General features: G+C 47.3%; 20 protein-coding genes. 6 read left to right on the plus strand and 14 right to left on the minus strand.

What is annotated here, in order from left to right; all coding sequences use genetic code 11:
- Positions 1-54: 54 nt before the first annotated feature.
- The 8 genes from rnr to AC3WJJ_RS18225 all read right to left on the minus strand — a co-directional run bounded on the left by rnr (position 55) and on the right by AC3WJJ_RS18225 (position 13,580).
- Positions 55-2,829 (minus strand): ribonuclease R, encoded by a 2,775-nt coding sequence (gene rnr / locus AC3WJJ_RS18190; RefSeq protein WP_492542879.1) that lies wholly within the window; start codon positions 2,827-2,829, stop codon positions 55-57.
- A gap of 200 nt (positions 2,830-3,029) precedes the next feature.
- Positions 3,030-3,260, minus strand: a complete 231-nt coding sequence (secG, locus tag AC3WJJ_RS18195; protein WP_422659271.1) for a preprotein translocase subunit SecG — start codon at positions 3,258-3,260, stop codon at positions 3,030-3,032.
- Positions 3,261-3,522: 262 nt separating this feature from the next.
- Positions 3,523-3,972, minus strand: coding sequence for a PaaI family thioesterase (locus AC3WJJ_RS18200; RefSeq protein WP_492542881.1), 450 nt, complete (start codon positions 3,970-3,972; stop codon positions 3,523-3,525).
- Between the two features lie 116 nt (positions 3,973-4,088).
- Positions 4,089-5,759 carry a long-chain-fatty-acid--CoA ligase gene (locus AC3WJJ_RS18205; RefSeq protein WP_492542883.1) on the minus strand — a complete coding sequence of 557 codons (1,671 nt, stop codon included), beginning with the start codon at positions 5,757-5,759 and terminating at the stop codon, positions 4,089-4,091.
- A gap of 163 nt (positions 5,760-5,922) precedes the next feature.
- Positions 5,923-7,713 (minus strand): acyl-CoA dehydrogenase FadE, encoded by a 1,791-nt coding sequence (locus AC3WJJ_RS18210; RefSeq protein ID WP_492542885.1) that lies wholly within the window; start codon positions 7,711-7,713, stop codon positions 5,923-5,925.
- A 29-nt stretch (positions 7,714-7,742) separates the two neighbouring features.
- The gene (locus AC3WJJ_RS18215; RefSeq protein ID WP_492542887.1) at positions 7,743-8,924 is read right to left on the minus strand and encodes an acetyl-CoA C-acyltransferase; all 1,182 of its coding nucleotides are present in this window, start codon (positions 8,922-8,924) and stop codon (positions 7,743-7,745) included.
- A 31-nt stretch (positions 8,925-8,955) separates the two neighbouring features.
- Positions 8,956-11,403, minus strand: coding sequence for a 3-hydroxyacyl-CoA dehydrogenase/enoyl-CoA hydratase family protein (locus tag AC3WJJ_RS18220; RefSeq protein ID WP_492542889.1), 2,448 nt, complete (start codon positions 11,401-11,403; stop codon positions 8,956-8,958).
- Positions 11,400-13,580, minus strand: coding sequence for a (Fe-S)-binding protein (locus AC3WJJ_RS18225; protein ID WP_492542891.1), 2,181 nt, complete (start codon positions 13,578-13,580; stop codon positions 11,400-11,402). Before AC3WJJ_RS18225 ends, AC3WJJ_RS18220 begins: the two co-directional genes overlap by 4 nt.
- Before the next feature lie 189 nt (positions 13,581-13,769).
- On the opposite strand from AC3WJJ_RS18225, the gene fadR reads away from it, so the two are divergent.
- The 5 genes from fadR to AC3WJJ_RS18250 all read left to right on the plus strand — a co-directional run bounded on the left by fadR (position 13,770) and on the right by AC3WJJ_RS18250 (position 18,302).
- A complete protein-coding gene (gene fadR / locus AC3WJJ_RS18230) occupies positions 13,770-14,360 on the plus strand; it encodes a fatty acid metabolism transcriptional regulator FadR (protein WP_492542893.1) in 591 nt (196 codons plus the stop codon).
- Between the two features lie 76 nt (positions 14,361-14,436).
- A complete protein-coding gene (locus tag AC3WJJ_RS18235; protein WP_492542895.1) occupies positions 14,437-15,204 on the plus strand; it encodes an electron transfer flavoprotein subunit beta/FixA family protein in 768 nt (255 codons plus the stop codon).
- A gap of 173 nt (positions 15,205-15,377) precedes the next feature.
- Positions 15,378-16,355 carry an electron transfer flavoprotein subunit alpha/FixB family protein gene (locus tag AC3WJJ_RS18240; protein WP_492542897.1) on the plus strand — a complete coding sequence of 326 codons (978 nt, stop codon included), beginning with the start codon at positions 15,378-15,380 and terminating at the stop codon, positions 16,353-16,355.
- An 85-nt stretch (positions 16,356-16,440) separates the two neighbouring features.
- Positions 16,441-16,677: a hypothetical protein gene (locus tag AC3WJJ_RS18245; RefSeq protein WP_492542899.1), complete on the plus strand. Its 237-nt coding sequence runs from the start codon at positions 16,441-16,443 to the stop codon at positions 16,675-16,677.
- Between the two features lie 185 nt (positions 16,678-16,862).
- Entirely contained in the window at positions 16,863-18,302 is a 1,440-nt protein-coding gene (locus tag AC3WJJ_RS18250; RefSeq protein ID WP_492542901.1) for a polysaccharide deacetylase family protein, read from the plus strand.
- Between the two features lie 75 nt (positions 18,303-18,377).
- Here the strand turns inward: AC3WJJ_RS18250 and AC3WJJ_RS18255 are convergent, their stop codons facing one another.
- The 6 genes from AC3WJJ_RS18255 to AC3WJJ_RS18280 form a co-directional block, all read right to left on the minus strand.
- Complete coding sequence (locus AC3WJJ_RS18255) at positions 18,378-19,079, minus strand: methyltransferase domain-containing protein (protein WP_492542902.1); 702 nt, start codon at positions 19,077-19,079, stop codon at positions 18,378-18,380.
- A 142-nt stretch (positions 19,080-19,221) separates the two neighbouring features.
- A complete protein-coding gene (gene phnX / locus AC3WJJ_RS18260) occupies positions 19,222-20,052 on the minus strand; it encodes a phosphonoacetaldehyde hydrolase (protein ID WP_492542904.1) in 831 nt (276 codons plus the stop codon).
- Complete coding sequence (gene phnW, locus AC3WJJ_RS18265; RefSeq protein ID WP_492542906.1) at positions 20,049-21,143, minus strand: 2-aminoethylphosphonate--pyruvate transaminase; 1,095 nt, start codon at positions 21,141-21,143, stop codon at positions 20,049-20,051. Before phnW ends, phnX begins: the two co-directional genes overlap by 4 nt.
- 47 nt (positions 21,144-21,190) lie before the next feature.
- Entirely contained in the window at positions 21,191-22,180 is a 990-nt protein-coding gene (locus tag AC3WJJ_RS18270) for an extracellular solute-binding protein (RefSeq protein ID WP_492542908.1), read from the minus strand.
- Between the two features lie 266 nt (positions 22,181-22,446).
- Positions 22,447-24,066 (minus strand): ABC transporter permease subunit, encoded by a 1,620-nt coding sequence (locus tag AC3WJJ_RS18275; protein WP_492543097.1) that lies wholly within the window; start codon positions 24,064-24,066, stop codon positions 22,447-22,449.
- Entirely contained in the window at positions 24,059-24,811 is a 753-nt protein-coding gene (locus AC3WJJ_RS18280) for an ABC transporter ATP-binding protein (protein ID WP_422659256.1), read from the minus strand. Before AC3WJJ_RS18280 ends, AC3WJJ_RS18275 begins: the two co-directional genes overlap by 8 nt.
- 250 nt (positions 24,812-25,061) lie before the next feature.
- On the opposite strand from AC3WJJ_RS18280, the gene AC3WJJ_RS18285 reads away from it, so the two are divergent.
- Complete coding sequence (locus AC3WJJ_RS18285) at positions 25,062-25,829, plus strand: DeoR/GlpR family DNA-binding transcription regulator (RefSeq protein ID WP_492542910.1); 768 nt, start codon at positions 25,062-25,064, stop codon at positions 25,827-25,829.
- Positions 25,830-25,864: the final 35 nt, after the last annotated feature.

A 25,864-nucleotide genomic window follows, 5' to 3' on the forward strand; every position in this document is an offset into this window, starting at 1 on the left:
TGCAGTCGGTATCCACGACCACATCACTTCAAGGGATATTCCCGTCAGTATTACTTACTTTTTCTTCTTCCGTACAAAAGCCGCTGTGCTGTTGCCGCCTTTTTTCTTCCGTTTGCGACCACCGTTACCGCTGCTCTCACCGCCAGCGCTTTGACCAGGAGTAGGTCCGTCACCGATGAAGATCCCGCTGCCCGTTGTCTTCTTCCGGCGTCCCTTGCCGCTTCCGCCGCTACGGGAGTTACGGTCAAACCCAAGATTGCCACCACTCTTCGAGCTATATCCACCTTTACCTGAGCCAAAAGCAAAGCTGCGCTTCTCTTCGCCACCAGCCGATTCAGGTGCTCTTACTTCACCCTTGTTGATCGCAATTCCTTGACTCGCTGAACCGGACTGGCCAGCAGCATCACCGCTGCGTTTACCACGCCCGCCACTTGTATGACCTGCGCTCTCATTACCACGCGCTGCTGGATCGCCAGTACCGCGCTTGCCCTTACTGCGTCTTGCACCATAGCTGCCGTTCTCGCCGCCGCCAGTAGCTGGTGCATCGCCGCCACGTTTACCGCGTCCGCCGCCTTTAGGGCCGGCACCTTTACCATTGCCGCCTTCACGATTACCACCAAAACCACCGCCGAAACCGCGGCCTCCGGCGCCTGATCCAGCTCCACCACGATTGCCACCACGGCCTCCGCGTGGCTTCATATCTACCATCTCGAAGTCGATGGTGTGCTCCGCCATGTTCACGTTCGCTACACGCACTTTCACCTCATCACCGATCCGGAACACCTTAGATGTCCGTTCACCAATCAGGGCCATGTGCTTCTCATCGAAGTGGTAGTAATCATCAGTAAGGCCACCCATACGGATCAAGCCTTCAACCGTGTTCTCCAGCTCAATAAACATCCCGAAGCTTGTTACGCTGCTGATAATACCTTCGAATTCTTCGCCGACTTTATCCAGCATATACTCCGCTTTCTTAAGAGCTTCCGTATCACGCTCAGCATCGACTGCAACACGTTCCCGCTCGGATGATTGCTGTGCAACATCCGGCATTCTCTCTGCCAGATACTCCTGACGCTTCTCTGACAATATATTGTTGTTCTCAATAACTTCCCGAATAACCCGGTGTATAACAAGGTCCGGGTACCGGCGGATCGGGGATGTAAAGTGAGAATAATACTCTGCTGCAAGTCCGAAGTGGCCCGTGCTTTCTGCATCGTATTTCGCCTGCTTCATCGAGCGAAGCATCATCGTGCTAAGTACGGTCTGCTCCTTCGTACCTTGGATGTCTTCAAGCAAGCTTTGAAGTGCACGCGGGTGAATCGAGTTGCCCCGTCCTTTGACGTGATGACCGAAATTCGCAGCAAATGCCATAAAGTTCTGCAGTTTCTCTTGATCCGGATCTTCGTGAATCCGGTAAATAAACGGCACTTTCAGCCAGTGGAAGTGCTCTGCCACGGTCTCATTCGCCGCAAGCATGAATTCCTCTATGATTTGCTCTGCAATAGAGCGTTCTCTTTTGACAATGTCTACAGCCTTACCGTTCTCATCTACAATGACCTTGGATTCCACAAAATCGAAATCCACCGCTCCGCGCTGCATCCGGCGATTCCGAAGCTTGAGTGCCAGCTCACGCATCAGTCTAAAATCATCAACGAGATCACTATAGCGCTCGATTAATTCTGGATCTTCGTCGATCAAAATTTTACGGACATTATTGTAGGTCATCCGTTCTTTCGTGCGAATCACGCTTGTGAACACATCATGCTTCACAACTTTCATCTGCTCATCGAACTCCATCTCACAGGACAATGTAAGACGGTCCACCTGAGGATTCAAGCTGCAAATCCCGTTCGAGAGCCGGTGTGGCAGCATCGGAATAACCCGATCTACCAGGTACACACTACAACCCCTGTTATAGGCTTCAATATCCAGTGGCGAACCCTCGCGTACGTAGTAGCCTACATCTGCGATGTGTACGCCAAGCTTATAGTGACCGTTAGCCAAACGCTCTACATTAACCGCATCATCAAGATCCTTGGCATCCTCGCCATCAATTGTAACGATATTCAGTCCGCGTAGATCCCGGCGGCCTTGCTGTGCGATCTCTTCCTCCGTAATGGAGTCCGGTGCATTATCCGCCGCAGCCAGCACATCCTCTGGGAATCCTTCAGGCAGTTGATGCTTCCGAATAATGGACAGAATATCGATACCCGGATCATCTTTATGTCCAAGAATCTCAATAATCTCACCCTCAGCAGCGGCGCGTCCTTCTGGATAGCTCACCAGCTTCACAACAACCTTCACGCCGTCTACTGCACCATTTATCGCATGCTTGGGTACAAAAATATCCCGATTAATCCGCTTATCATCCGGTAGAACGAAGCCATACGCCTCATGATTCTGGAACACGCCAACCACTTGGGTAACCGCGCGTGTCACAATGCGAACCACCTCACCCTCCAGCTTGCCACCAGCGACGCTCTTCGAATGAACACGTGCCAGCACGATATCGCCATTCATAGCGCTTTTCAGGTCATTCGCATGGATATATACATCGGGATGCTCGCGATCATCCGGAATGAGGAAGGCAAAGCCCTTCGCATGAACTTGAAGTCTTCCACGCAGAAAATCAAGCCGCTCTGGCACACCATAGCGCTGGTTACTAGTCAGCAGGATCTTTCCAGATTCCTCTAATTCGTTTAATAGCTTTAAAAATTCACGAAATTCTTGTGCATCATTAATTCCAAAATGCTTCTCTAATTCCTGATACGTCATCGGTTTATAATCGGTTTCCCGCATTAAATCCAATATGTTTTCTTCTGTTATCATCATTATCACCTCGAGGGAACGTGCAAACCTGTTCGTCTAAAATACAAATGTCGTCCAATGTTTACCTACTTATTACTCATACCCTAGTATACACGAAATTAATCCCGGGTATCCTTAGCATCATATCCTATGTATATGAGAAAAAAATAAAAAAACCTCCGCTCTTCCATAGATGAAAAAGCGAAGGTTATGTTTGTGAGTTATTTCAAAACGGCTACGACAATGGCTAGAATGAAAAATGCCGCTGCAACACCAACCGTTACACGTTGCAACACGAGCTCCATACCGCGGGCTTTCGTTTTACCGAAAAGATGTTCCGCACCGCCGGAGATGGCACCGGAAAGACCTGCACTTTTCCCTTTCTGCAGAAGAACAATTGCAATCAACGCGATCGAGAAAATAACAAGCAGCACCTCAAAAAACATTCCCATTACTTCCACCTCCTAAACGAGTAGACATCTAAATTTATTACAATAAGTATACTTACATCTTCACATATAAAAACAGCATTCTTATTGTAGCATAGCTACAAAGGATTGACAAGACAGACATGGTGATTTTAGGAAGTTCACTACTAGTAGTATCACTTCCCCTGACAACGCAAAAAAGTGGCCTCCCTCTTCATCAATGAAGAATGGCAGACCACGGATGTTACCTGCTATAAACCTGCATACGAGGGTGCATAACCTGACGCTATTTGACCCGAAAAGATCCCGTGCTGATCGCCACCAGCTCCCCATTCTCATGTGAAATCCGAGATTCCACTGTAACCGAGCGCCGTGTACGATGGATGATACTTGCCTTCACTGTCAGCTTCCCTTCTCTTGCCGGAGTTAGAAAGTGAACGTTCAAATTACTCGTTACCGTCCGATCCCCAGGGCGCTCTAACATGACTGCGATCCCCATCGCATTATCCATCAGCGAGGACAGGACACCACCATGAACAATGCCCATCATATTCATATGATGCGGCTCTGCATCCAGTGTAACAACCACTTCCTCCTCACTTGCAGACTCCATCTGACAGCCCAGGTATCCCCAGAAGGTTGGCTCTGCAGCCTTGCTCATCGCTTGTATATATGCCTCACGTTCCTCTTCATTCGGTTTCGGATACATGCTTGGTCCGGTATCGGCATGATTCATAAAGACAGTACCTCCCTTCTTCGTGTTTTCGTTAACTATTCATTGATTAACCAAAATACTTCTTATTCATGCGGACGAGCGGACGATTCGCCTCTGTCATGATGCGCTATGCTCCGTTATTTCCCCTCATCCTCCTCTTCAATTAACTTTCTCCGCAGAACCTTCCCAATCATCGTCTTAGGCAGTGAATCCCGGAATACATACTGGCGTGGTACCTTGTAGGCTGCTAGCTGGCTGCGGCAATATTTCTCTAGATCCTCAGGATCGGACTTCGCGTCATCCTTCAGCACAATGAACGCTTTGACCGTCTCCCCGCGATATTCGTCCCGTGTGCCAATGACAACAGCCTCTTTCACAGACGGATGTTCATATAGTACCTCTTCGATTTCGCGCGGATATATATTGTAACCACTGGCAATGATCATATCCTTCTTCCGGTCGATGATACGAAAGTACCCTTCCTCATCCATCGTCGCCATATCACCCGTGAATAGCCAGCCATTGCGAATTGTATCAAATGTATCTTCTGGGCGGTTCCAGTAACCTTTCATCACCTGTGGACCCTTAACTACCAATTCTCCAGGCTCGCCAATCGGCACCTCTTCCCCCGTGTCTGGATTCACCACCATCGCCTCCGTATCTGGCATCGGCAGCCCGATCGTACCCAACTTGCGTCTTTCCCAGATTGGATTCACATGTGTCACAGGAGATGCCTCTGTCAGGCCGTAGCCCTCGATCAGACGTCCTTTTGTTAACTCCTCAAATTTATCCTGCACCTCTGCTGGTAACCCTGACGAACCACTGATACATGCATTTATGGAAGATAGATCATACTCCAAAATACGTGGATGATTAATGAGTGCTATATACATTGTTGGGGCACCGGGGAATAGGGTCGGTTTTCTTTTTCGGATCAGCTCTAGAATCATCGTTACCTCGAACTTTGGCACAAGAAGCAGCTCTCCCGCTCTGTAAATCGCCTGATTCATCAATACCGTGAGACCGAACACATGGAAGCAAGGCAGCGCCGCCAGATAGCGTTCCTTTCCCTCTTCTACCTTGTAACACCAATGGGCACTTTGGAGCGTGTTCGCAATGAGATTCGAATGGGTAAGCATCACCCCTTTGGGCACACCCGTCGTTCCCCCCGTATATTGAAGCAGCGCCAAATCCACTTCACTGTTAATCTTCTCGCAAACAGGAATGTCCGCTGCAGCAGCGAGAACCGCCTTGAACGAATGAACGGAATCACGATAAGTGACTACGGGAAGTGGGCCGTCTTTTTTGGCCTTGATCGGATACAATTTATTTTTGGGAAAAGGGAGATAATCTGCTATGGAGGTTACAATGATATGCTTGAGCTCTGTCTCTGACATGACCTTCTCCACCCGGTTCACGAACAAATCCATGGTGATCATTATTTTGGCCCCAGAATCCCTCATCTGATGCTCAATCTCCCGCTCCACATAAAGCGGATTCGTCATTACAGCAACCGCTCCGGCTAGCAGCGTTCCATAATAAGAGATGACCACCTGCGGGCAGTTGGGCAGCATAATTGCTACCCGATCTCCCTTACTCACTCCTTTACCTCGAAGTGCATGTGCCATCCGGTAGGACAACTCTAGTAATTTTTTGTAGCTTATGCTTTTACCCATAAAATACAGTGCAGGCCGATCCGGATATTTCTGTGCAGATGTTACGAGAAACAACGCCAAATTCTGTTTCGGATATTCATAAGTAGGGGCTACTTCAGTTGGGTAAAACGGCAGCCAAGGCTTTGCATTCATACAAAACCAACCCTTTCCTGAGGGATGCTGTAAGCTTCCTTCACTCCTACTCCATGTGAAAATTTACGCGGCCCTTTCTCATCTAAGAAGTGGGCTATCTCGTAATGAATCAGAAAGGTATAGGGTAACGTTTATCTTACGTGCTCAGGCAATACATCCGCCCTCACACGGTATAACGCTGGTTCTGTACCACACGTGCCGCAATGCTACGCTTAAGAGCTACCGTATTCGTAGGTGTACTGCGAGTCAGCTTCTTCAATATCGAGAGCTGCATACGCAGCATATCTCCAGTATCCACCGAGGCAAGTGTTTCTTTAGCGATCGCTTCAATACGCTGGAAGGCCTCGTAGGCGAATACCTGCGTCATTTCAATCATGTTAGCCGCTTTCTCTTCCGATGTACGGTTCACCTGCTTCCGGGTGCGCAGTAGTGCGCTCTCTAGAGCATAGATATCAATCATCATATCCGCTAAATTCGCGAGCACCTCTTGTTCTTTTTCAAGCTTCGTACCGAACTTCTGTACAGCAAGACCACCAGCAAGAAGGAAAATTTTCTTACTCATATCGAGATAATGAGCTTCCTGCTCAAGTGTACCTTCGAACGTCTGACCCGGAATAAGCTGAAGTAGTTCGCCCTGAAGGCTTTGAGCCTTCTCTAACAGCGCAATCTGGCCTTTCAACGCTTTTTTGACAAGCGTACCCGGAATGAGCAAGCGATTGATCTCATTTGTCCCTTCAAAAATCCGATTAATCCGGGAGTCGCGGTAAATCCGCTCAACCTTATACTCTTGGATATACCCGTAGCCTCCATGCATCTGAACCGCTTCGTCCGCGATGAAATCTAGTCCCTCCGAGGCATACACCTTATTAATGGAGCACTCAATCGCATACTCAGATACAGCGGCTGCCACCTGAGCTCCTGCATCATCACTGCTGTAGTCGATGTCCTGCATCGCTTCATCCAGGAGACCGGCTGTCCGGTATACCATGCTCTCCATCACAAAAGAGGTGATATTCATCTCCGCAAGCTTCTTACGCATCAGTGGGAAACTCGAAATCGGTGTCTCGAACTGCTTACGTGTATTTGCATATTCCGCACTCAGCTCAATCGATTCCTTCGCTGCGCCAAGCGTTCCTGCCGCGAGCTTATACCGTCCAATGTTCAGAATGTTGAATGCGATTCGGTGACCCTTGCCGATCTCACCAAGCAGGTTCTCCTTCGGCACCAACACATCTTCGAAGAAAAGTGGACGAGTGGACGAGCCCTTAATGCCCATCTTCTTCTCTTCCGGTCCGAGCGAGAAGCCCTCAAGGCCCTTCTCCACAATAAATGCGGTAAAATGCTCCCCGTCGATCTTGGCGTATACTATGAAAATATCTGCAAATCCGGCGTTCGTAATGTACAATTTGGACCCGTTCAAAATGTAGTGTTCACCGTCATCCGACAAGCGCGCTGTTGTCTTCGCGCTCATTGCATCTGAGCCAGAAGTCGGCTCTGTAAGGCAATAAGCTGCGATTTTGGTTCCGGTAGCCAGATCCGGGAGATACTTATGTTTTTGCGCTGCTTTACCGAAAAGCACGATAGGCAAGGTGCCTATCCCAACATGGGCGCCAAAGGATAGGGCGAAGGAAGACCCTTTCGCGAGCGATTCATTAATAATCGTGGAGCTTACCTTATCGAGTCCTACACCACCGAATTCCTCGGGAATATCGGCACCCAGGAGGCCAAGATCCCCAGCTTTACGAAGTAATTCTACGGTCAGGTTATAATCGAGCTTCTCGATATGTTCATCCTGCGGAATAATTTCTCCCTCAACAAAGTCACGAACGGTCTCACCAATCATACGATGCTCCTCTGTGAAATCCTCAGGTGTTAGGATCCGGTCTATATCCGGGTTCTCAATCACAAATCCGCCACCTGCGATTTTGGGTTGCTTCGTTTGATTCTCACGCATGCTTGATTTCCCCTTTCACCGTTTATGAGCTAACCGTGTACCTCGAATACGCCTGCAGCACCCATCCCTCCTCCAATACACATACTCACAACACCAAAGCCGCCACCACGGCGTCTCAGTTCTGAGATTAGACTCGTTGTCAGTTTGGCACCTGTACAGCCCAGTGGATGCCCCAGAGCAATGGCTCCTCCATTCACGTTGACCTTTTGCTCATCCAGATCGAGTGCACGAATAATATGAAGGCATTGAGAAGAGAACGCTTCATTAATCTCGAACAGATCTACCTGATCCAGCGTAATTCCGGCCATATTGAGCGCTTTGGGAATGGCCTCAACAGGGCCCACGCCCATAATCTCCGGATCTACGCCAGCAAGAGCAAAAGAGCGGAACGTTGCCAGCGGCTTCAGACCGAGTGATTCTGCCTTCTCACGGCTCATGACTATAACAGCCGCTGCACCGTCACTCGTCTGTGATGCATTCCCAGCTGTGACGGTTCCTCCAAGGGCGAATGCAGGCTTCAACCTGGATAAAGCCGCTAGCGAAGTGTCAGGTCGCACCCCCTCATCGGTATCAAAAACAAATGCTTTGCGCCGGATACTCCCCTGATCATCAGACGTTGTCAGCTTCACGCTTAGCGGAACAATCTCATCCCGAAATCTCCCCTCTTGAATCGCTACCGCTGCCTTCCGGTGACTACTGACAGCAAACGCATCCTGATCCTCCCTACTGACACCAAACCTGCGGGCCACCTCTTCTGCGGTATGACCCATGCCCATATAGACCTCTGGCATTTGCTCCACCAGCCCCGGATGCGGTGCCGGCTTGAAGCCCGTCATCGGTACATGACTCATACTCTCCACACCACCAGCTACAATGACCTCGGCATGACCGAGCATAATTCGCTCCGCCGCAAAGGCAATGGCTTGAAGACCCGAGGAACAGAAGCGGTTCACCGTTAGGGCAGGTACGGTCACGGGATAACCTGCATATAAGGAGATGATCCGGGCTACGTTCAGCCCCTGCTCTCCTTCCGGCATCGCACAGCCGAGAATGACATCCTCCACGTCTTCTTTCTTAAGACCGGGTGCCCGTTCAATAACCGCTTCGAGTACCGCTTTGCCTAGATCCTCGGCGCGTGTCTCAGCAAGACTTCCTCTCTTCGCCCTGCCAACCGCTGTACGGGCAAGAGATACGATAACGGCTTCTCTCATGTCAATCACCTCATTCATTCAAAATGGGTCATCAGTTACGAAGCGGCTTGCCTTTTGCGAGCATATGCTGCATGCGTTGCTGGGTCTTCACTTCCCCAAGCAGGCTGAGGAATGCCTCCCGTTCGAGATCGAGCATATACTGCTCCGGTACCACGGTACCTGCAGGTACATCTCCCCCTGTCAAAATATGCGCCAGCTTCTTCGCGATCAGGAGATCATGATCACTAATGTAGCCGCTCTGTCTCATGCCTAGCGCGCCCATATGCAGAACGGCACGGCCTTCACGTCCGACAACGCGGACAAGACCTGGCTGCTGTGGTATATATCCAGCGCGATCCATAGAGAGAACGGTCTGCTTTGCTTCGAAAATGCGATAATCAGGGTTCATCACAACGCTGTCTGTCTGCCGTCCATATCCCATTGAAATGGCATGATGTCCGCTTGTAGATGTCTTCGCCAAGGCAATTGTCTCAAAAATCTTATTAATAGCTGGCTGTAAATCAGCCTCAGGGTCCGACTGACTATCACTGATACGAAGTGCCATCTCCTTACAACCCCCACCCGCAGGAATTAAACCTACGCCGGTCTCTACGAGTCCAAAATACGTTTCAGCTGAGAACACCACTCGATCTGCAGGTAAACAAGCTTCTACACCGCCGCCCAGCACCATCCGGTGTGGAGCTGCCACCACAGGCTTCGCAAGTCCCTTCAGCTTCATCATGCTGCCTTGGAACAAGCGGATAATATCATCTACTTCATCCCAATCCCCGCTCTGGGCCTCCATCAGCATGAGCATCAGATTTGCACCCACACAGAAATTTCGTCCCTCATTAGCGATGACGAGTCCCCGGTAATTAGCAAGGACCTCCTCCACACTCTGCTGAATCATCACCAGAATGTCTGCCCCTATCGCATTGTTAGGCGAGGTGAACTCAAGACAAGCAACACCATCTCCTAGATCAATCAGATTCGCACCTGTATTCGAACGAATGATCTTGTTCTGGGCTTTCAGCGTCTGCAAGGAGATGATCTCTGGCTTCTCCTCGATTCCGGTGTACTCACCCTTGAAATAATGAAATAACCTTCCATCCTTCTGTTGGTAGAAAGACTCGTTTCCAGCAGCAATCCAGTCCTTGACCCATGCTGGCACGATCATTCCTTCTGCTTCCATACGCTGTACAGATGCCGGCAAGCCGATTAAATCCCATGTTTCAAAGGGTCCCAGCTCCCAGTTAAAGCCCCACTTCATCGCATTGTCGATATCTTCAATGGAATCCGCGATTTCACCGAGTTTCTCCGCAGCGTACACCAGCACTTGCTTCAACACATTCCATGCCAGTTCCGAGTATCGGTCCTCTGTGCCGAGGAATGCCTTGATTTTGTTACGAGCGCCCTTGGAAGCTTTGGCTGCATCCAAGGAAGGAGAGCTTATCTTGGCGCTAGCTTTGTACTCCATTGAAGAGATATGGAGTGATAAAATTTTGCTGCCATGCTCACCCTTCACTTTTTTGTAGAAACCTTGACCGCCCTTCTCTCCGATCCACCCCCGGGATACTAGCTCATTCATCACCTCTGGAACGGTAAATGCATCCTTCTCCGCCCCTTCTGGTACGCTATCATACACATTTCGCGCTACGTGTACGAAGGTATCTATGCCAACCAGATCGAGCGTTCGGAATGTCGCGCTCTTCGGGCGCCCAAGCACAGGACCCGTTGCAGCATCCACTTCCTCTACCGTATATCCGTTCTCGATCATTTCTCGAAGTGTGATGAGGAGACCATACGTACCGATCCGGTTCGAGATAAAATTCGGTGTATCTTTTGCCAGAACAACACCCTTGCCAAGCCGTTTCTCGCAGAAACCTGACATAAAGGCTATAATATCAGGATCGGTATCGAAGCCAGGGATAATCTCTAGCAGTTTCATATGGCGGGGTGGGTTGAAAAAATGTGTTCCGAGAAAGTGACGACGAAATTCCTCACTGCAATCCTCTGCCATCTCGTTAACAGAAATACCGGAGGTGTTCGTGCTGACGATTGCGCCTTCCTTACGCACGCTATCAATAAGAGAAAGAATGCTCTTCTTAATCTCCAGCCGCTCCGTAACCACTTCAATAATCCAGTCCGCTTCTTTGAGCTGATCCAGGTGATCTTCGGTGTTCCCCGGGGTAATCCGCTTGACGAAATCCGTTGTATACAGCGGTGCTGTGCTAGCCTTTGTCAATCCCGCCACGGCTGTAGCGGCGAGACGGTTACGCACCTTAGGATGCTCTAAGGTAAGCCCGGCTTTTTCTTCATCCGAGGTTAATGATTTCGGTACGATATCGAGTAAGAGACAAGGAATGCCTGCATTCGCAAGATGGGCAGCAATCCCCGAACCCATGACACCAGAGCCGATAACGGCAGCCTTGGTAATGGTCCTTTTTCTACTTAAGTCACCAGAGCCAGTAATTCCTTTGTTCGTTAAAGGCTTACTCATTTCATTACAACCTCCCCTTCTTGGTTGGGTGATGGACCGAATATCGATAACTCCAGAATTTCCGCGATGTCTTTCGTCTTCACACTTCCCTCTACTTCCTTCTCCTTCGTTCCATCTTCCAGCATTGTCAGGCAGTAGGGACATGCTGAACTGATCAGAGTCGGGGACACTGCCAAAGCCTGCTCGGTCCGGGCTAGATTCACCCTTTTTCCTTCGTCCTCCTCCATCCACATCCGCCCGCCGCCAGCACCGCAGCACATGCCGTTCTCACGACTGCGTTCCATCTCCTTCAGCTTGACGCCAGGTATGGCCCGCAGCACATCCCGCGGCTGGTCGTAGACGTTGTTATAACGTCCAAGATAACAAGAATCATGATACGTAATCGTCTCGGTAACCTCATAGGCTGGCCTGAGGCGCCCTTCTTTCACCAACTTATCTAACAACTCGGTGTGGTGGATAACTTCTGCCGTAAGGCCAAACTCCGAATATTCATTTTTCAGTGTATTGTAGGTGTGTGGACAGGCGGTGATAATTTGGCTGACGTTATACTTTTGGAATGTCGAAATATTCTCCGTGCACAGTTGCTGGAATAATAGTTCGTTCCCCATCCGGCGCGGTGTATCACCCGAATTCTTCTCTTCATTGCCGAGAATCGCAAAGCTCACGCCCGCTTCGTTCATCAGCCTTACGAGTGCACGTGTGATCTTGCGGCTGCGGTTGTCATACGAGCCCATGGATCCAACGAAGAAGAGGTATTCAAATTCGGGATTCTCCTTCACCGTCGGTATTTGTAGCCCCAGGGTTCCGTCCGGATCAATTTCTGTCACCCATTTACTCCGGTCACTGCGGCTGATGCCCCAAGGATTGCCTTGGCGCTCGATGTTCATCATCGCCCGCTGTCCTTCCTGTGGCACGCTGCCTTGCATCAGTACCAAATGACGTCTGAGATCGATAATTTTGTCCACATGCTCATTGGCTACAGGGCACTGATCCTCACAATTACGACATGTCGTACATGCCCAAATCTCTTCCTCGGTCATGACCCCGCCGAGCAGCTCCACATCTTGAGGACTCACGCCTTCTACCTGATGCCAAGCACGCTTCTGAGTAGCCATCGTTGGGCTGATGTCCGTTATGCCCTCCCCCTTCCAATCGGCAAGAGATTCATCCGCTACCTCCATCCGGTGTACGCCCGAAGTGCCAAACACTTTAGCGGGTACCCAAGGGGACCTCGAGGTAAGTACGGAGCCTTTCTCCGTCAGATGATCCCGAAGCTTCACAATCATGTGCATCGGCGAGAGCAGCTTGCCGGTATTGGATGCGGGGCACACACTCGTACAACGTCCGCACTCCACGCAAGCATAGAGATCCAGTAGTTGCTTTTGGGTGAAATCCTCGATCTTACCAACGCCAAATTCCTCTGCTTCCTCATCCTCCAGATTAAGCTTGCTTAATCGACCTGCTGGCTCTGTTCTTCGGACAAGGATGTTAATCGGTGCTGTAATGAGATGAAAGTGCTTCGACTGTGGAACATAGACGAGAAACGAAAGCAAAATGATGAGGTGAACCCACCAGAACAAATAGTAGCCAGTGGTTATCACGATGTTCGGCATCCAAGTAAAAAGAGTGGCAACAGACGATGAAATGGGTGCCAAGCTAGATGCAGGCAGTCCCTCCTTCAGTCTCTCAAAAGCCATTGTCAGCAGAACAGATGCCATAAGTGAGACAATGAAGAAGACCACGATACTTGGCTTCCATCCCCGCTTCAACCGCTTTAACTTCTCTCCATACCGTCTGTATGCTGCGTACCCGATTGCAAGAAGAATGAGCGTCACGGTTATTTCCTGCATCAGAATAAATATGTCGTGACCGGGAATCGGCAGATTGCGACCGGTTAGTCCCTTCCAGATAATATCGAGAGCTCCGAACTGTAAAATAATAAATCCGTAAAATACAACAAAGTGCATGATTCCACTCTTTCGGTCCTTGAACAGCTTGCTCTGACCGAATACCTGAATGATAAATTGGCGTAGTCGCTCCTTCATTTCTCGGTCTAGATCCACAGACTGTCCTACACGGATGTACAAATACCTTCGATACACAACCGTAGCGAACATGTAGACTGCCCAGCCGGTGATCAAGGCGAAGAGCAGCGCATTGATGATCTGCCAAATCATCCTTATCAACCCCTTACTCTTCATAATCTGTGTTCCAACCATCTAAGCTCGCCACAAAATAGGACAACATATAAAGCGCTTTCAAGTACTGCATTGACAATGGTTATGACGTATTTTATGATGAGAACAGAAAATGAATGAGTATTCATTCATAAAATTTAAACGTATACTAACACCGGGGTGAGCATATTGACCACTAAAAAAAACGAGAAATACCACCTTATACTCCAGGGCGCCCTGAAAGTGTTCGCCGAGCATGGCTATCACCGCTCTCAGGTATCGAAGATTGCGAAAGCTGCTGGCGTGGCCGACGGAACAATCTATCTCTACTTCAAACGTAAGGAGGATATCCTGATCCACCTGTTTCAAGAAAAGCTCGGAGAGTTGGTTGAGAAATTCCACCAGAGCGTGGAAGGTATCACTGACCCTGTAGAAGCGCTGCGTACGGTCTGCTATATCCACTTTACTGAGCTTGAGAGCCATCCTGAGCTGGCTTATGTTACACAGATTGAGCTGCGGCAGAGCGATCTGGAACTGCGAAAAGAAATTGGAAGTGCGCTAAAGCCATATATTGTGCTCATCGAGAATATTCTGAAACAAGGTGTGGAGGAAGGATGTTTTCGCCCTAGCCTAAATATTAAGCTGGTACGTAACCTCATCTTCGGATCTATGGATGAAACCGTAACCTCCTGGCTGATCTCAGGCTCTAAGTATCCGTTAAGCGATCAGGTTGATGATACACTGGGCTTCTTCCTGCACGGCATTTCCAGCAAGGAGTGAGGATTAATTCAACTGGAGCGAAGTAAACAGCATGGATTAGCATTCGATGTTCAAATTGAAGGGAGAGTGAAATCTGATGAAGATTGTCGTATTACTCAAGCAGACATTTGATACGGAAGAAAAAATTGTGATCGATCATGGTTCGATCGCCGAGGATGGCGTGAAATTCATCATTAATCCATACGATGAGTATGCGGTTGAGGAAGCCGTTAAACTGCGCGATGAGCACGGCGGAAGTGTGACCCTACTCGCTGTCGGACCAGCTCGAACTGCAGAAGCGCTGCGAACCGCACTTGCGATGGGCGCAGATGATGCAGTTCTTATCTCTGACGAACGTATACCTGATGACGAGTACGCCGTCTCCAAAGTGCTATATGCGTATTTGTCGAACAAACAGACCGATCTCATTCTTGGCGGTAACTTCTCTGTCGATCGAGGAGCCAGCCAAGTTGCCGTCCGCTTAGCCGGTCTACTCGGTATCCCCCATACAGGCTCTATCACGAAGCTTTCTATCAGCGGTGGTACAGCTGAAGTTCACCGGGATGCCGAGGGTGACCTTGAAGTAATTGAACTCTCCCTTCCAGCACTATTCACCGCTCAGCAAGGCCTCAACGAACCGCGCTATCCTTCCCTGCCCGGCATTATGAAAGCGAAGAAGAAGCCTTTCCAAACACTTACGCTAGATGACCTAGGCATCACGGAGAACAATGTTATCGCTGCAACGAAGCAGTCAGAACTATTTCTTCCACCCGAACGGGGCGCTGGACAGATTCTAAAAGGTACTTCGGCAGAGATGGCACATGAGCTCGTATCCTTGCTTCGTACCCAGTCTAAGGTTATCTAACCCGATAACAAAGTCTAATATCATACTTCTGAATCCGATGACATGCGCTTCATTATCCATTTACTTACTCTGATTGTATGGCTTAGGGGCCGTCCGTCATGCCATCCTCTTACAAGGACCCCCTTTGACTTGATTGATGAACTCATTCATTTATAAATCTGGGAGGTCATGTTATGAGCAGAACCCTACTGGTGTACGCCGAATGTCGCGGAGGACAGCTGCGTCAGGTCGCCTTGGAAACACTTGGTGCAGCACGCATACTCTCAAAGAACGATGATCTCATTCGCATCTTATTGGTAGGATCTAATATTACAGAAGCCGCTTCTACCTTCCTTCCTTACGGGGTGGATACCATCTATACCATTGAACATGATGATCTGGAGCACTACTCTCCGGATGCCTATATGGCAGCAGTTCAAGCTGCAATGCATGAAGCACAGCCGTATGTTGTACTATTCGGTCACACAGCAATAGGGCGAGATCTTGCACCGTTAACGGCAGCAGCGCTGAATGCGGGTCAGATATCCGACATTACAGCGATTGAGATTTACGATGGCGAAGCCTACTTTACCCGTCCCCTTTATGCAGGAAAAGCGTTCGAGAAGCGTACGTTCCAGTCGGGACCCTGGGTTGTGACTATCCGTCCGAACAATATCGCAGCAGCGGCACCTGTGCCAAGCGCCGGGGATCCTAGCATCGTAGACATCCCTTATCCGGCTCCATCCCTTCGCTCCGTTGTGAAAAATGTCGTTCGCAAAACTACAGGCAAAATCGATCTTGCTGAAGCCAAGATCGTTATCTCCGGTGGACGCGGCGTGAAAAGCGCCGACGGATTCAAGCCGCTCGAGGATCTTGCAGATCTGCTCGGCGGTGCTGTTGGTGCATCACGAGGTGCATGCGATGCCGGATATTGCGATTACGCGCTGCAGATCGGGCAGACCGGCAAAGTGGTAACACCTGAGATCTATATTGCCTGCGGCATTAGCGGTGCGATCCAGCACCTCGCTGGCATGAGTCAATCGCGTGTCATTATCGCAATTAACAAGGATCCGGAAGCGCCAATCTTCAAGGTAGCCGACTATGGAATTGTTGGAGACTTGTTCGACATCGTACCGCTGCTGACGGAAGAATTCCGCAAGGTGCTAGCTTAGTTAGCGTAGCCCTGCCCCCTTACCACCGTAACCCTTCCTCCTTCGAAACGTTATGTATATAACAACTGTTCTACAGGAGGTTACGATGAAATCTACCGCAAGCAAAGAAGGCTCTCTCATGAAGCGTATCATTCTCACTTTTCCAGCCCTACTCGTACTAGGTGTGAGTTTCACTTATAACTTCTGGCTCTCGGACCTGTTTATCTCATTCGGCTTGGCACCCATGAAGACGTATTATCTGTTCCTTGTTATGATGGTTACCTTTATGCTTGGTTATTTCGCCGGGGAACTTCGCGCTTACCTCCAAGGCAAGCTGAAATGACTCCACCGAGCCTAGCAAATCTTCACAAAACACATCGAATATCCTTAGCCCATCGCATGGATGGGTTAAGGATATTTTTGTTATATCATTTTCCATATTTTAACGTCTGAAATGATAGGAGATATATAGTACGATTAATAGTGGCCTAAAGCTTATGACTAGAAAAAATTAAGGGATGATTTGAAGTGAACAGAAGAAAAAGAAAATTGCGTTGGCCGATTTGGCTATTTGCCGTTCTTTTATTGGCTGGTGCAATCATCGGAATTAACCTCATTATGCAAGATGTGACAGCTGGAAACAACGACGATATTGAGACTATCAAAGTTACATCTAGTACTTACCCTGGACTAAACATTGAAACGAGAACCAAAGAATCCAAACATTATATCTTGTCTATCAGCAGTCCTCTCACCAGTACCAAGGAACTAAATACTCCTATTCAAAAGTGGATTAATGACCAAGAAGAACAATTTCTACACGATGTAGAGTTAAATAAAGAAGTGCTGTACGGCGATCGCCGTGCTGAGCTAAATATCACAGTAGATACGAATAAAATCAATGATCATATGTACAGTTTAGTGTTCACTTCCTATCAAATTACCGGTGGAGCCAATGGAAATGCAACGATGAAAGCATTTAATATCAATACAACGGAGAACAAGATTATACCTTTATCCGAAATTATGACGTTAAATAAAAGTGCAATTGATTATATCAGTTCCTATGTAAAGGAAAATTTAAAGAAACAAAAGGATGTCGCGGATTATGTATTCGATGATTTCCTGAACGAAGTCTTGAGCAATACTTCAAAATGGAAATGGTCTATCAGTAATGAAGCATTTAGCCTATACTTTGATAAGTTTGAGGTAGCAGCTGGTGCTGCAGGAACCATCGAAGTGGACATCCCCTTAACATCTCTACGGGCTTACTTGAATAAAGATCTTATGGATAAATTAAATATCTCTCAAAAGGATGAGGAAGCGAAAGAAGATCCTATCCCTCAACCGACTCCATTAGATCCTAAAGGAAAATATGTGGCACTTACATTTGATGACGGACCACACCCGAAGGTAACACCTCGAGTATTAAAGACGCTTAAAAAGTATGACGCAAAAGCTACATTCTTCATGCTCGGTGTACAGGTCGAGTACTATCCGAAATTAGCAAAAAAAGTAGCCGAAGCTGGCCATGAGATCGCAAGTCATTCTGAAAGCCACCCGAATCTGGCAAATATGAGTTTAAGCGAAGTCCGTAAGCAACTAACCACGGCGTCAGAACGTATTGAGGGTGCGATTGGAAGAAAGCCTACACTGTTTCGTCCACCATATGGTGCAATTAATGACGCTGTTAGAAAAGTAACAAAAGATCAAAATACACCTATCATTCTATGGTCTGTTGATTCACTGGATTGGAAAAGTCGAAACGCCCAAGCCGTGAAAAAAGAAATTGCGACTCATATCAAACCAGGCTCTATTGTTCTCATGCATGATATCCATCCTTCCACGGCAGATGCACTGCCTGAAGTGCTCGAATCATTAAAGAAACAAGGTTACCAATTCGTGACCGTTTCTCAATTATTGCAGCTGAATCAATCCTCAGGAATTGGCCCTTATTTCAATCAATAATGTATTTAAACTTCAAAAAGGCACAAACCCTAGTCTTTCTAAGGTCTGTGCCTTTTCTATATATAGAGAGAGTCGCTAACTCTTCCTTATACAGAGTATGGAATTAGCATTTCTGAAAAATTCATACGGAACACGCCGTTCCTCAATCTGTAATCCTTCTGTCTGCAGTTCAGCTATGATCTGATCCAGGTACTCATACCTCGAACCCGATAGATCTACGAGTGGGAAGATTCGAAGCTCATCTGTTGTCACGCGCAGCAGCTCACGTAACGCATCACGATGAAATCCATAATCCAGTCGATCCCCGTACATGAACAGAAAATGCGCGGAGAGGACCAAATCAAACTGCCCATCTCTGAATGGAAGCTCTGGAATAGTCGCAGCTACATACCGATCGGGACGCTCCCTCATATCCTTCACGCAGTCGCGAAGTGCCTGATCGCGATGCCCTCTAAGTCCCTGCACATTCTCATAGAAATCCCACAGAAAAATATCCTTTGCTCTTTCCATCGTTTGGATCGCATGCTCGGTATCTTGTAGCCCTTTGTGCTCTAGATCGTCAATAGGATGGTCATATGCAATGTCACATGCCGTGATATTCAGTCCCTTCCCACTTCCAATCGCGGTGAACGAGCACGCCCCTGCCGGACAGTCAAGAATGTTCTTACCTACTAGCTCCTGCAATCCAAGATCAAACATCTGCATATACTCTTCAAACGTTCGGCCAACAAAAATAATACGCTCTAACTCGTTCTTTCTCTTCTGAACTCTACTCATCTCTTCTCACCTCAGCTAATGGGATTGGCTGCAAAGAGGCGGCACCTATGCCGACTCCGCTTGCTTATTTTACCATATGCTGGAGAATACTCCTATATAGCAAAATCGCCGCGATTTCTCACAGCGATCACTTGTGCACTCATTATTTTAGTTGCAATTCAACATGACCAGGGCGCTGTCCAGCCGCAATTCTCTCATTAATACGATCTATTAATCCAAGAAGCTCATGCATCGTTCTAATCGTGAAATCAGCACCACTCGCGACAAAAGACTTCTCTGTTCTTGCAATCGCAGCTTCCTGTTCACCTGCTGACAATGCATTAAATTCCTCTAAGCTCAGACCCATCTCGGAGCTGCCAACGGCTACACCTACAGACCATACACCAGCATTTACACCTTCATGAATATCCGAAGTCGTATCGCCTACCTTCACAACCTTCCATGCTGCCGATAGTTTGAGCTGTTCCATGTTTCTATAGATCATGAATGGGTAAGGTCGCCCGCAAGAGTTCGTATCATCCGGTGTAAAATAACAGTCTGGACTATAGCCCTTATCCTGAGCATTGGATACAACCACCTCCATCATGGTGTTCGTGTATCCCGTTGTTGATCCTATCTTCAATCCTTGATAACGCAGTTCTTCTACCGTCTCTATGACACCCGGGATCGGATCCGTATACTCGGATAAAGATGCCATCAGCGCAGGCTCAAATTCAGCGTAAAGATGCTCTACATCCAATTCAGTAAATGCTCTTCCGTACTTTTCTTCCCACAAAGCTGATACTCTCGGCATGGAGAGCATCGCTCGAATGTGGTCAATCTTCAGCATACCCATGGGTGCTCTAGCTTCGTCCATCGTCACTTCGATACCCGCATTTTTGAAAATATCCACGAACACGTTCACGGGGGCAAAACATCCAAAATCAACCGCAGTACCTGCCCAATCCAAGATTACACCTTCGATTTTGTTCATACGCTCACCACTCCCATGTATTGTTCTATAACATTGCACAGTGTATTAATGTCTTCCTCATAGATCTCACCGATATTCCCAATTCGGAACGTATCCACATCCGTCAGCTTACCTGGATATATAACATACCCTCTTTCTTTTACATACGCATAGAACGCATCAAAGCTAAACCCTTCGCTCGGAAATAAAAATGTTGTAATAATCGGCGACTGCCTCTCATCCGAGATGTATGCATGAATACCTAACTGTGCCAATCGCTCCCTGAGCAATTGATTATTGTGCTGATATCTCGCAAATCTGGCGGATACGCCGCCTTCTTCGGCCAACTCATCCAGTGCTTTCGAGAATGCCGCAACGACGTGCGTTGGTGAGGTATAGCGCCATTTTCCGGACTTATGCATCTCTTTCCATTGATCATATAAATCCAGCGACAAACTGCGCGCTATGCCTTCGCAAGCCTCCAATTTATCCAGCTTGGCAATTACAAATCCAAACCCGGGAACACCCTGAATACATTTGTTCGCACTGCTAACAAGATAGTCAATTCCCAGCTCTGATACATCGATCTCAATACCACCAAAACTGCTCATTGCATCAATAATTAGTGTTGTTCCATATGCCGTGGAGAGCTTTGAGATCATCTTAAGTGGATTCAAGATCCCTGTGGTCGTCTCACAATGTACCATCGCAATATGCGTAATATCCTGATCCTCATTTAAGATCGCTCTTAGTTCTTCCTCAACCGGATATCCATTGTACTCCACGTTATATTCTGTATAATTCAGTCCCAGATAACTTGCCATCTTAACCATACGCTCGCCATATGCGCCATTCGTAATAATAAGCAACTTATCCTCGTCTGATACGGTAGAGGTTAACACAGATTCCACTGCAAAAGTACCGCTGCCCTGCATAAGTACGACCGTATACTCCTCTTCGTCCGCACCTGCAATTTCTAGAAGCTGCGCTCTTATTTTTTGCGTAATGCCTTTATAATCATCATCCCAGGTACAGCGATCATAGAGCATTTCCTCTTTTACCGTGCTCGTTGTCGTGAGCGGTCCAGGTGTTAAAAGTTTATAGGTATTCATAGCTTCACGCTCCTCCTCAAAATGTCTGTAGTATCCACTGGCCTTCCTTACTTCGCTGCATTGAAAATATCCTGATGCTGCTTAAGCAGCTCCACAGTCAATGGGCTCTCAAAATTCATGGCATGTGCCGGCTTGTTCACATCCGATACCGTCTCTCCTTCATAAAGAGCAACCGGATAACTCTTAATCAGTTCTGCCCTTGCATCTTTAATGATTGTCTCCGCCATTTTCATAGCTAATTTTGTTGTTTCGTTATCCTTGTTCACAACAGCGACGGCTTCTGTAAGCGAGAAGTTTCCTTCCGAAGGATCGATAAAGTCAATAGGTGCGCCTGATTCCTTCGCTTTAACAGCTTGGTGACGAAGACCGAAGCCAGCAGCCACTTCACCCGCCTGGACTTTCTTAATCGGACCAGATCCAGAGCTTTCGAGGTGAGGACCCACATTTGCGATCAGTTTTTTAAATACGTCATTTGCTCCATCTTCTCCATACTGACTAATCACGGATTGAACTAATAGCCACGCTGTTGAAGAATCCATAATGTTAGGAATCGATACCAGACCTTTGTATTCCGGTTTCGTCAAATCGTTGATAGATGTTGGGACAGGCAGCCCCTTCTCTTTGAGCACCTCAGTGTTTACAAAGATTGAACCTGTATTACCAAGCACTGGCGCATAATAGGCAGGGTAGGAATCGATAGCACCCGTTTCAAATTCAAGATCTTTGAACATAGCATTCTTACTCTGTGCACTTTCGAGGAAGTAAGAACTCATGGTCACGAGATCGGCTTCAATCTTGCTTCCTTCAGCAATCAATTTACCGCCCAGTTCTGACGTTCCGAGGGACTGAAGGACATACTGGCCTTCAAAACCTCCGTTTTTTAGCGAAGTCTCCATGGCACTGACCGCTTCTTCGTCGGCATTCGTATAAATGACCACCTTGTCAGATCCCGCCGCCTTGCCACTGCATCCGACCATCGTAAGTACCAGACTTGCAGCCAGTAACGTTAACAACATACCCTTCATCGTTTTAAACATTGAATTCATCTCCTTTAATTGTATTTGATACAAAAATTTGATCAGCTATCGCAGCACTCCGAATGCGGATTATTCTTCCGATCGCTGTTGTCCCTGGATTTCTTTAAAAGTTTTGTATCAATGGTTGAAATCCAGGGACAAAGGCACATGCTTCCGATGCAGTTTTCCTGTGGAAAACTTGTAGGCGACCGCTGCGCTTCTCCAAAATAACTCCGCTTCTCCGTTGAAGCTATTTCCTCCAATTGCACAAATATTTTATGTCTAACCTAACGTCGTACAGAGCTCCTCTTCTGCGCATAATCACATCCAACCTTGATAAGCAGATTTGTGAAGAAGATCAGCATCGACAAGACAAAAATTTCATTAAACTTCGCAAAATGCTGAAGCTCTTTGATTTTGCTAGACACTAGCGATGTCTGGGCCGAGACCAGAAAGATAATCCCGCTGACGGTAACCATCGCATTGATGAAGAAATAGCTGATCATCTCGATCACCGTCGAGGCTGAATTCGGTAAGATGACACGTCTTACTGTCTTCAGCCAGCTGTCTCCAAGCAGCTCTCCTGTCGTCTCCCAAGAGGGATTCATTTTGGAGAGTGAATTCTTCGCCATGAGGTAAGGTGTTGTAAAGAAGTGCACGATGTTGCAGAGTACAATAATGGTGAATGTACCCTTGAGACTGCTACCGTTAAAGAGCAGCAGGTATGATATCCCGAGCACCATACCGGGTATAGTGTTAGTCATCATGGATATCACATCTAGCGAGGATCTCGACTTCAAGGAAGTCCTCACATTCAGAAGCGCTGAGCTGTACGCGATCAATGTCCCGAAGACAGCAGTCAGAGCAGCAACCCACAATGAATTTTTGTAAACACCGGATAAATCACTCGATTGGAACACGTTGACCACATGCTTGAAGGTAAACGTGAGATCGTAAGGATAGCTATTCATCCAAGGGGCAATGAACATAACGACGAATATGGACAGCATAGCTAGTAGAATGATGCTTGAGACCATACCCAGGCTCACATCTCTGACTTTATGCTCCGGTAACTCCACTTCGCTTGTTTTGTCATAATGGAAGTTCAGCTTCTCGAGATAACCCAGCAACCATATCCCGAATACGGCAGGAATCAGCATTAGTACTGCGATGACCGCACCGTTATTGAAATCCGGTATGGAACCTAGCATGACCTGATAGAGCTGTGTCGCTACGACGGAGTATGTACCACCAACTGAAGCGGGTATCCCGAAATCCGTAAAGCTAAGGATAAAGGAAAGAACGAATGCACCTCCTAGAGAACCGGATAACGGCCGAGCCACGGTATTTTTGAAGCTTCTCAGCGTTCCGTCCCCCATTAACTTAGAGACAATAATAAATTTCTTATCAATGTACTTAAATGCGTTATGAATTAAGAGGAAGGCCGGCGGCAACGTATAGATCACATAGCCGATCAGCAGTCCATTAAAGCCATAAATTTCGAATACGTTCTGCCCTACGATTTTGGTGATGAGCCCCTGATTCCCGAAGGAATACATAATCGCGAAACCATAAGTAATGGTCGGTAGCAGCATTGGAACAACGATTCCGGTTCGTAGCATGGTTTTGATCGGACTATAAATTTTGGTGCAGTCAATCGCGTACGCTAATGTAAATGCTAGAATCGTTGTAATTACAGCTGTCACCGTCGATACCTTCACACTGTTACCAATGGCAACAAGTAACTCCCGGTTCGAGAGGATGGTCAGATAATTCGAGAAACCAAATCCCTGACTCGTCTGCAAAGATCGAAGGAATAAGATAGCCAGAGGTACGAGCAGAAATCCTGCAAAAATCAGTAGGATGAGTGTATACAACACCCGCATTTCGGGCTTCACCTTACGCATATTGCTCACCGAATAAGTTATAAATATTGTGCCTCTTAATCTGTAGCTGACCGATAATGAATTCCTTCACAAAATCATTACTCGGCTGATTGATGATTTCCCTCGGTGTTCCGTATTGTGAAATATGGCCCTGGTTAATAATTAGAATTTTGTCCGACAAGGTCAGTGCTTCTTCCGGATCATGCGTCACGATAATCGTTGTCAGCTTGAACTCTCTAGCAATGGACTGGATGCGCTGTTTAATCGATTCCTTTATGACACCATCAAGAGCGCTTAGCGGCTCATCCAGCAGTAAGATTCGGGGCTTCGTCACCAATGTTCTTGCCAAGGCTACTCTTTGCTTCTGCCCACCAGATAGCTCCCCAATCTTCTTATTCAAATGAGGTGTGAGCTCCAAAAAGTCGATATACTCTTGAACCTCTTTCTCTGTCACCAGACCCTTCTTATTCTTGAGGGCATATACGATATTCTCGTAGGCGCTCAGGTTAGGAAACAGTGCATAGTCCTGAAATACGATATTAAATCCACGATCCTTCATTGGGACCCTACTCAAATCCTGATTGTTAAAAATAATTGATCCACCATCGAGCTTCGTTAATCCGAGGATAATATTGAGTAATGTTGTCTTCCCGCTTCCGCTCGGACCGAGTAGAGAAACGATTTCTCCTGTATTGATAACAAGATCAATATCCTCCAGAACAACTTTGTCATCGAATTGTTTGCGTATGTTTTGCAGCTTTAGCAAACGTTGCACCCCCCTTAAACACATCCTCAGTATAAAGTCGAAGTGTAAAAGCGAATCTCTCTCCATGTAAATTCTGCGTAAATTATGCATATGTAATTACCAAGTTATAACTAACTCTTGACCAACTTTGTCTGTGATAAGTACGAAATGAATGGATGAAGGAGGGAAGACTATTGAATGTAAGCGTGGCTATGAGTACACTAGGATTGAAATATCAGCCAACAGATGACAACATGGAATGGGTGATTGTATGTTTCCACTTGAGAGGCAACAGAAGATTATGGATCTCCTCAAGCTGAAGAAAGTTCTGAAAATCTCAGAGTTGACCGAAGAACTGAATATCTCCGTCGATACGCTGCGCCGAGATCTGAATACGCTAACCAAGCAAGAGAAGATCGAGAAAATCTATGGCGGGGTTAAACTCGTAGAATCGAAATTTGCTGAATCATCAATGGACGAGCGGATGGTTAGTCATCTGGAGGAAAAAGAAAGAATTGCACTTCAATGTACAGAATTTATTCAAGATGGTGACTGCATCTATCTGGATAGTGGTTCAACCACCTATCAAATCGCTAAGTATATTAAACATTTCAAGAACTTAACGGTGGTTACGAACTCCATTCCCATAGTTAATGAACTCATGAACAGCAGTGTCGAGCTGGTAATCATCGGGGGCAAAATAAGGCTGAACGAGCAATCCGTCGTAGCCTATGATTATATCTTTAACTTTGACCAATTAAATATTTTGAAAGCCTTTCTCTGTGCAAGTGGCATTACCCTGGAGAAGGGAATTTCCGACTATAACCTAGAAGAAGCCATTACCCGCAAAAAGATCATCGACATGTCGAAAGAAATCTACGTGGCCGCAGATAGTACTAAATTCGGTAAAGATGTCACTGTATCCATCGCCCCGCTTGATAAGATTGATGTCCTTGTCACCGATGCAAATCTGAATAAGAATATGATCCAGAAGTTCAGAAAAACAAACACCAAGCTCATCATTGCAGAAGGACCTTGATTCCATATAGTTATCCAATCGAGGGACAGCTTACT

The organism is Paenibacillus sp. FW507-14B1B, assembly GCF_058781425.1.

Coding starts and splice junctions, on each gene's coding strand:
- rnr (WP_492542879.1), bottom strand. CDS start 2,829: ATGATAACAGAAGAAAACATATTGGATTTAATGCGGGAAACCGATTAT.
- secG (WP_422659271.1), bottom strand. CDS start 3,260: ATGGGAATGTTTTTTGAGGTGCTGCTTGTTATTTTCTCGATCGCGTTG.
- AC3WJJ_RS18200 (WP_492542881.1), bottom strand. CDS start 3,972: ATGAATCATGCCGATACCGGACCAAGCATGTATCCGAAACCGAATGAA.
- AC3WJJ_RS18205 (WP_492542883.1), bottom strand. CDS start 5,759: ATGAATGCAAAGCCTTGGCTGCCGTTTTACCCAACTGAAGTAGCCCCT.
- AC3WJJ_RS18210 (WP_492542885.1), bottom strand. CDS start 7,713: ATGCGTGAGAATCAAACGAAGCAACCCAAAATCGCAGGTGGCGGATTT.
- AC3WJJ_RS18215 (WP_492542887.1), bottom strand. CDS start 8,924: ATGAGAGAAGCCGTTATCGTATCTCTTGCCCGTACAGCGGTTGGCAGG.
- AC3WJJ_RS18220 (WP_492542889.1), bottom strand. CDS start 11,403: ATGAGTAAGCCTTTAACGAACAAAGGAATTACTGGCTCTGGTGACTTA.
- AC3WJJ_RS18225 (WP_492542891.1), bottom strand. CDS start 13,580: ATGATTTGGCAGATCATCAATGCGCTGCTCTTCGCCTTGATCACCGGC.
- AC3WJJ_RS18235 (WP_492542895.1), top strand. CDS start 14,437: ATGAAGATTGTCGTATTACTCAAGCAGACATTTGATACGGAAGAAAAA.
- AC3WJJ_RS18240 (WP_492542897.1), top strand. CDS start 15,378: ATGAGCAGAACCCTACTGGTGTACGCCGAATGTCGCGGAGGACAGCTG.
- AC3WJJ_RS18245 (WP_492542899.1), top strand. CDS start 16,441: ATGAAATCTACCGCAAGCAAAGAAGGCTCTCTCATGAAGCGTATCATT.
- AC3WJJ_RS18255 (WP_492542902.1), bottom strand. CDS start 19,079: ATGAGTAGAGTTCAGAAGAGAAAGAACGAGTTAGAGCGTATTATTTTT.
- phnX (WP_492542904.1), bottom strand. CDS start 20,052: ATGAACAAAATCGAAGGTGTAATCTTGGATTGGGCAGGTACTGCGGTT.
- phnW (WP_492542906.1), bottom strand. CDS start 21,143: ATGAATACCTATAAACTTTTAACACCTGGACCGCTCACGACAACGAGC.
- AC3WJJ_RS18270 (WP_492542908.1), bottom strand. CDS start 22,180: ATGTTTAAAACGATGAAGGGTATGTTGTTAACGTTACTGGCTGCAAGT.
- AC3WJJ_RS18275 (WP_492543097.1), bottom strand. CDS start 24,066: ATGCGTAAGGTGAAGCCCGAAATGCGGGTGTTGTATACACTCATCCTA.
- AC3WJJ_RS18285 (WP_492542910.1), top strand. CDS start 25,062: ATGTTTCCACTTGAGAGGCAACAGAAGATTATGGATCTCCTCAAGCTG.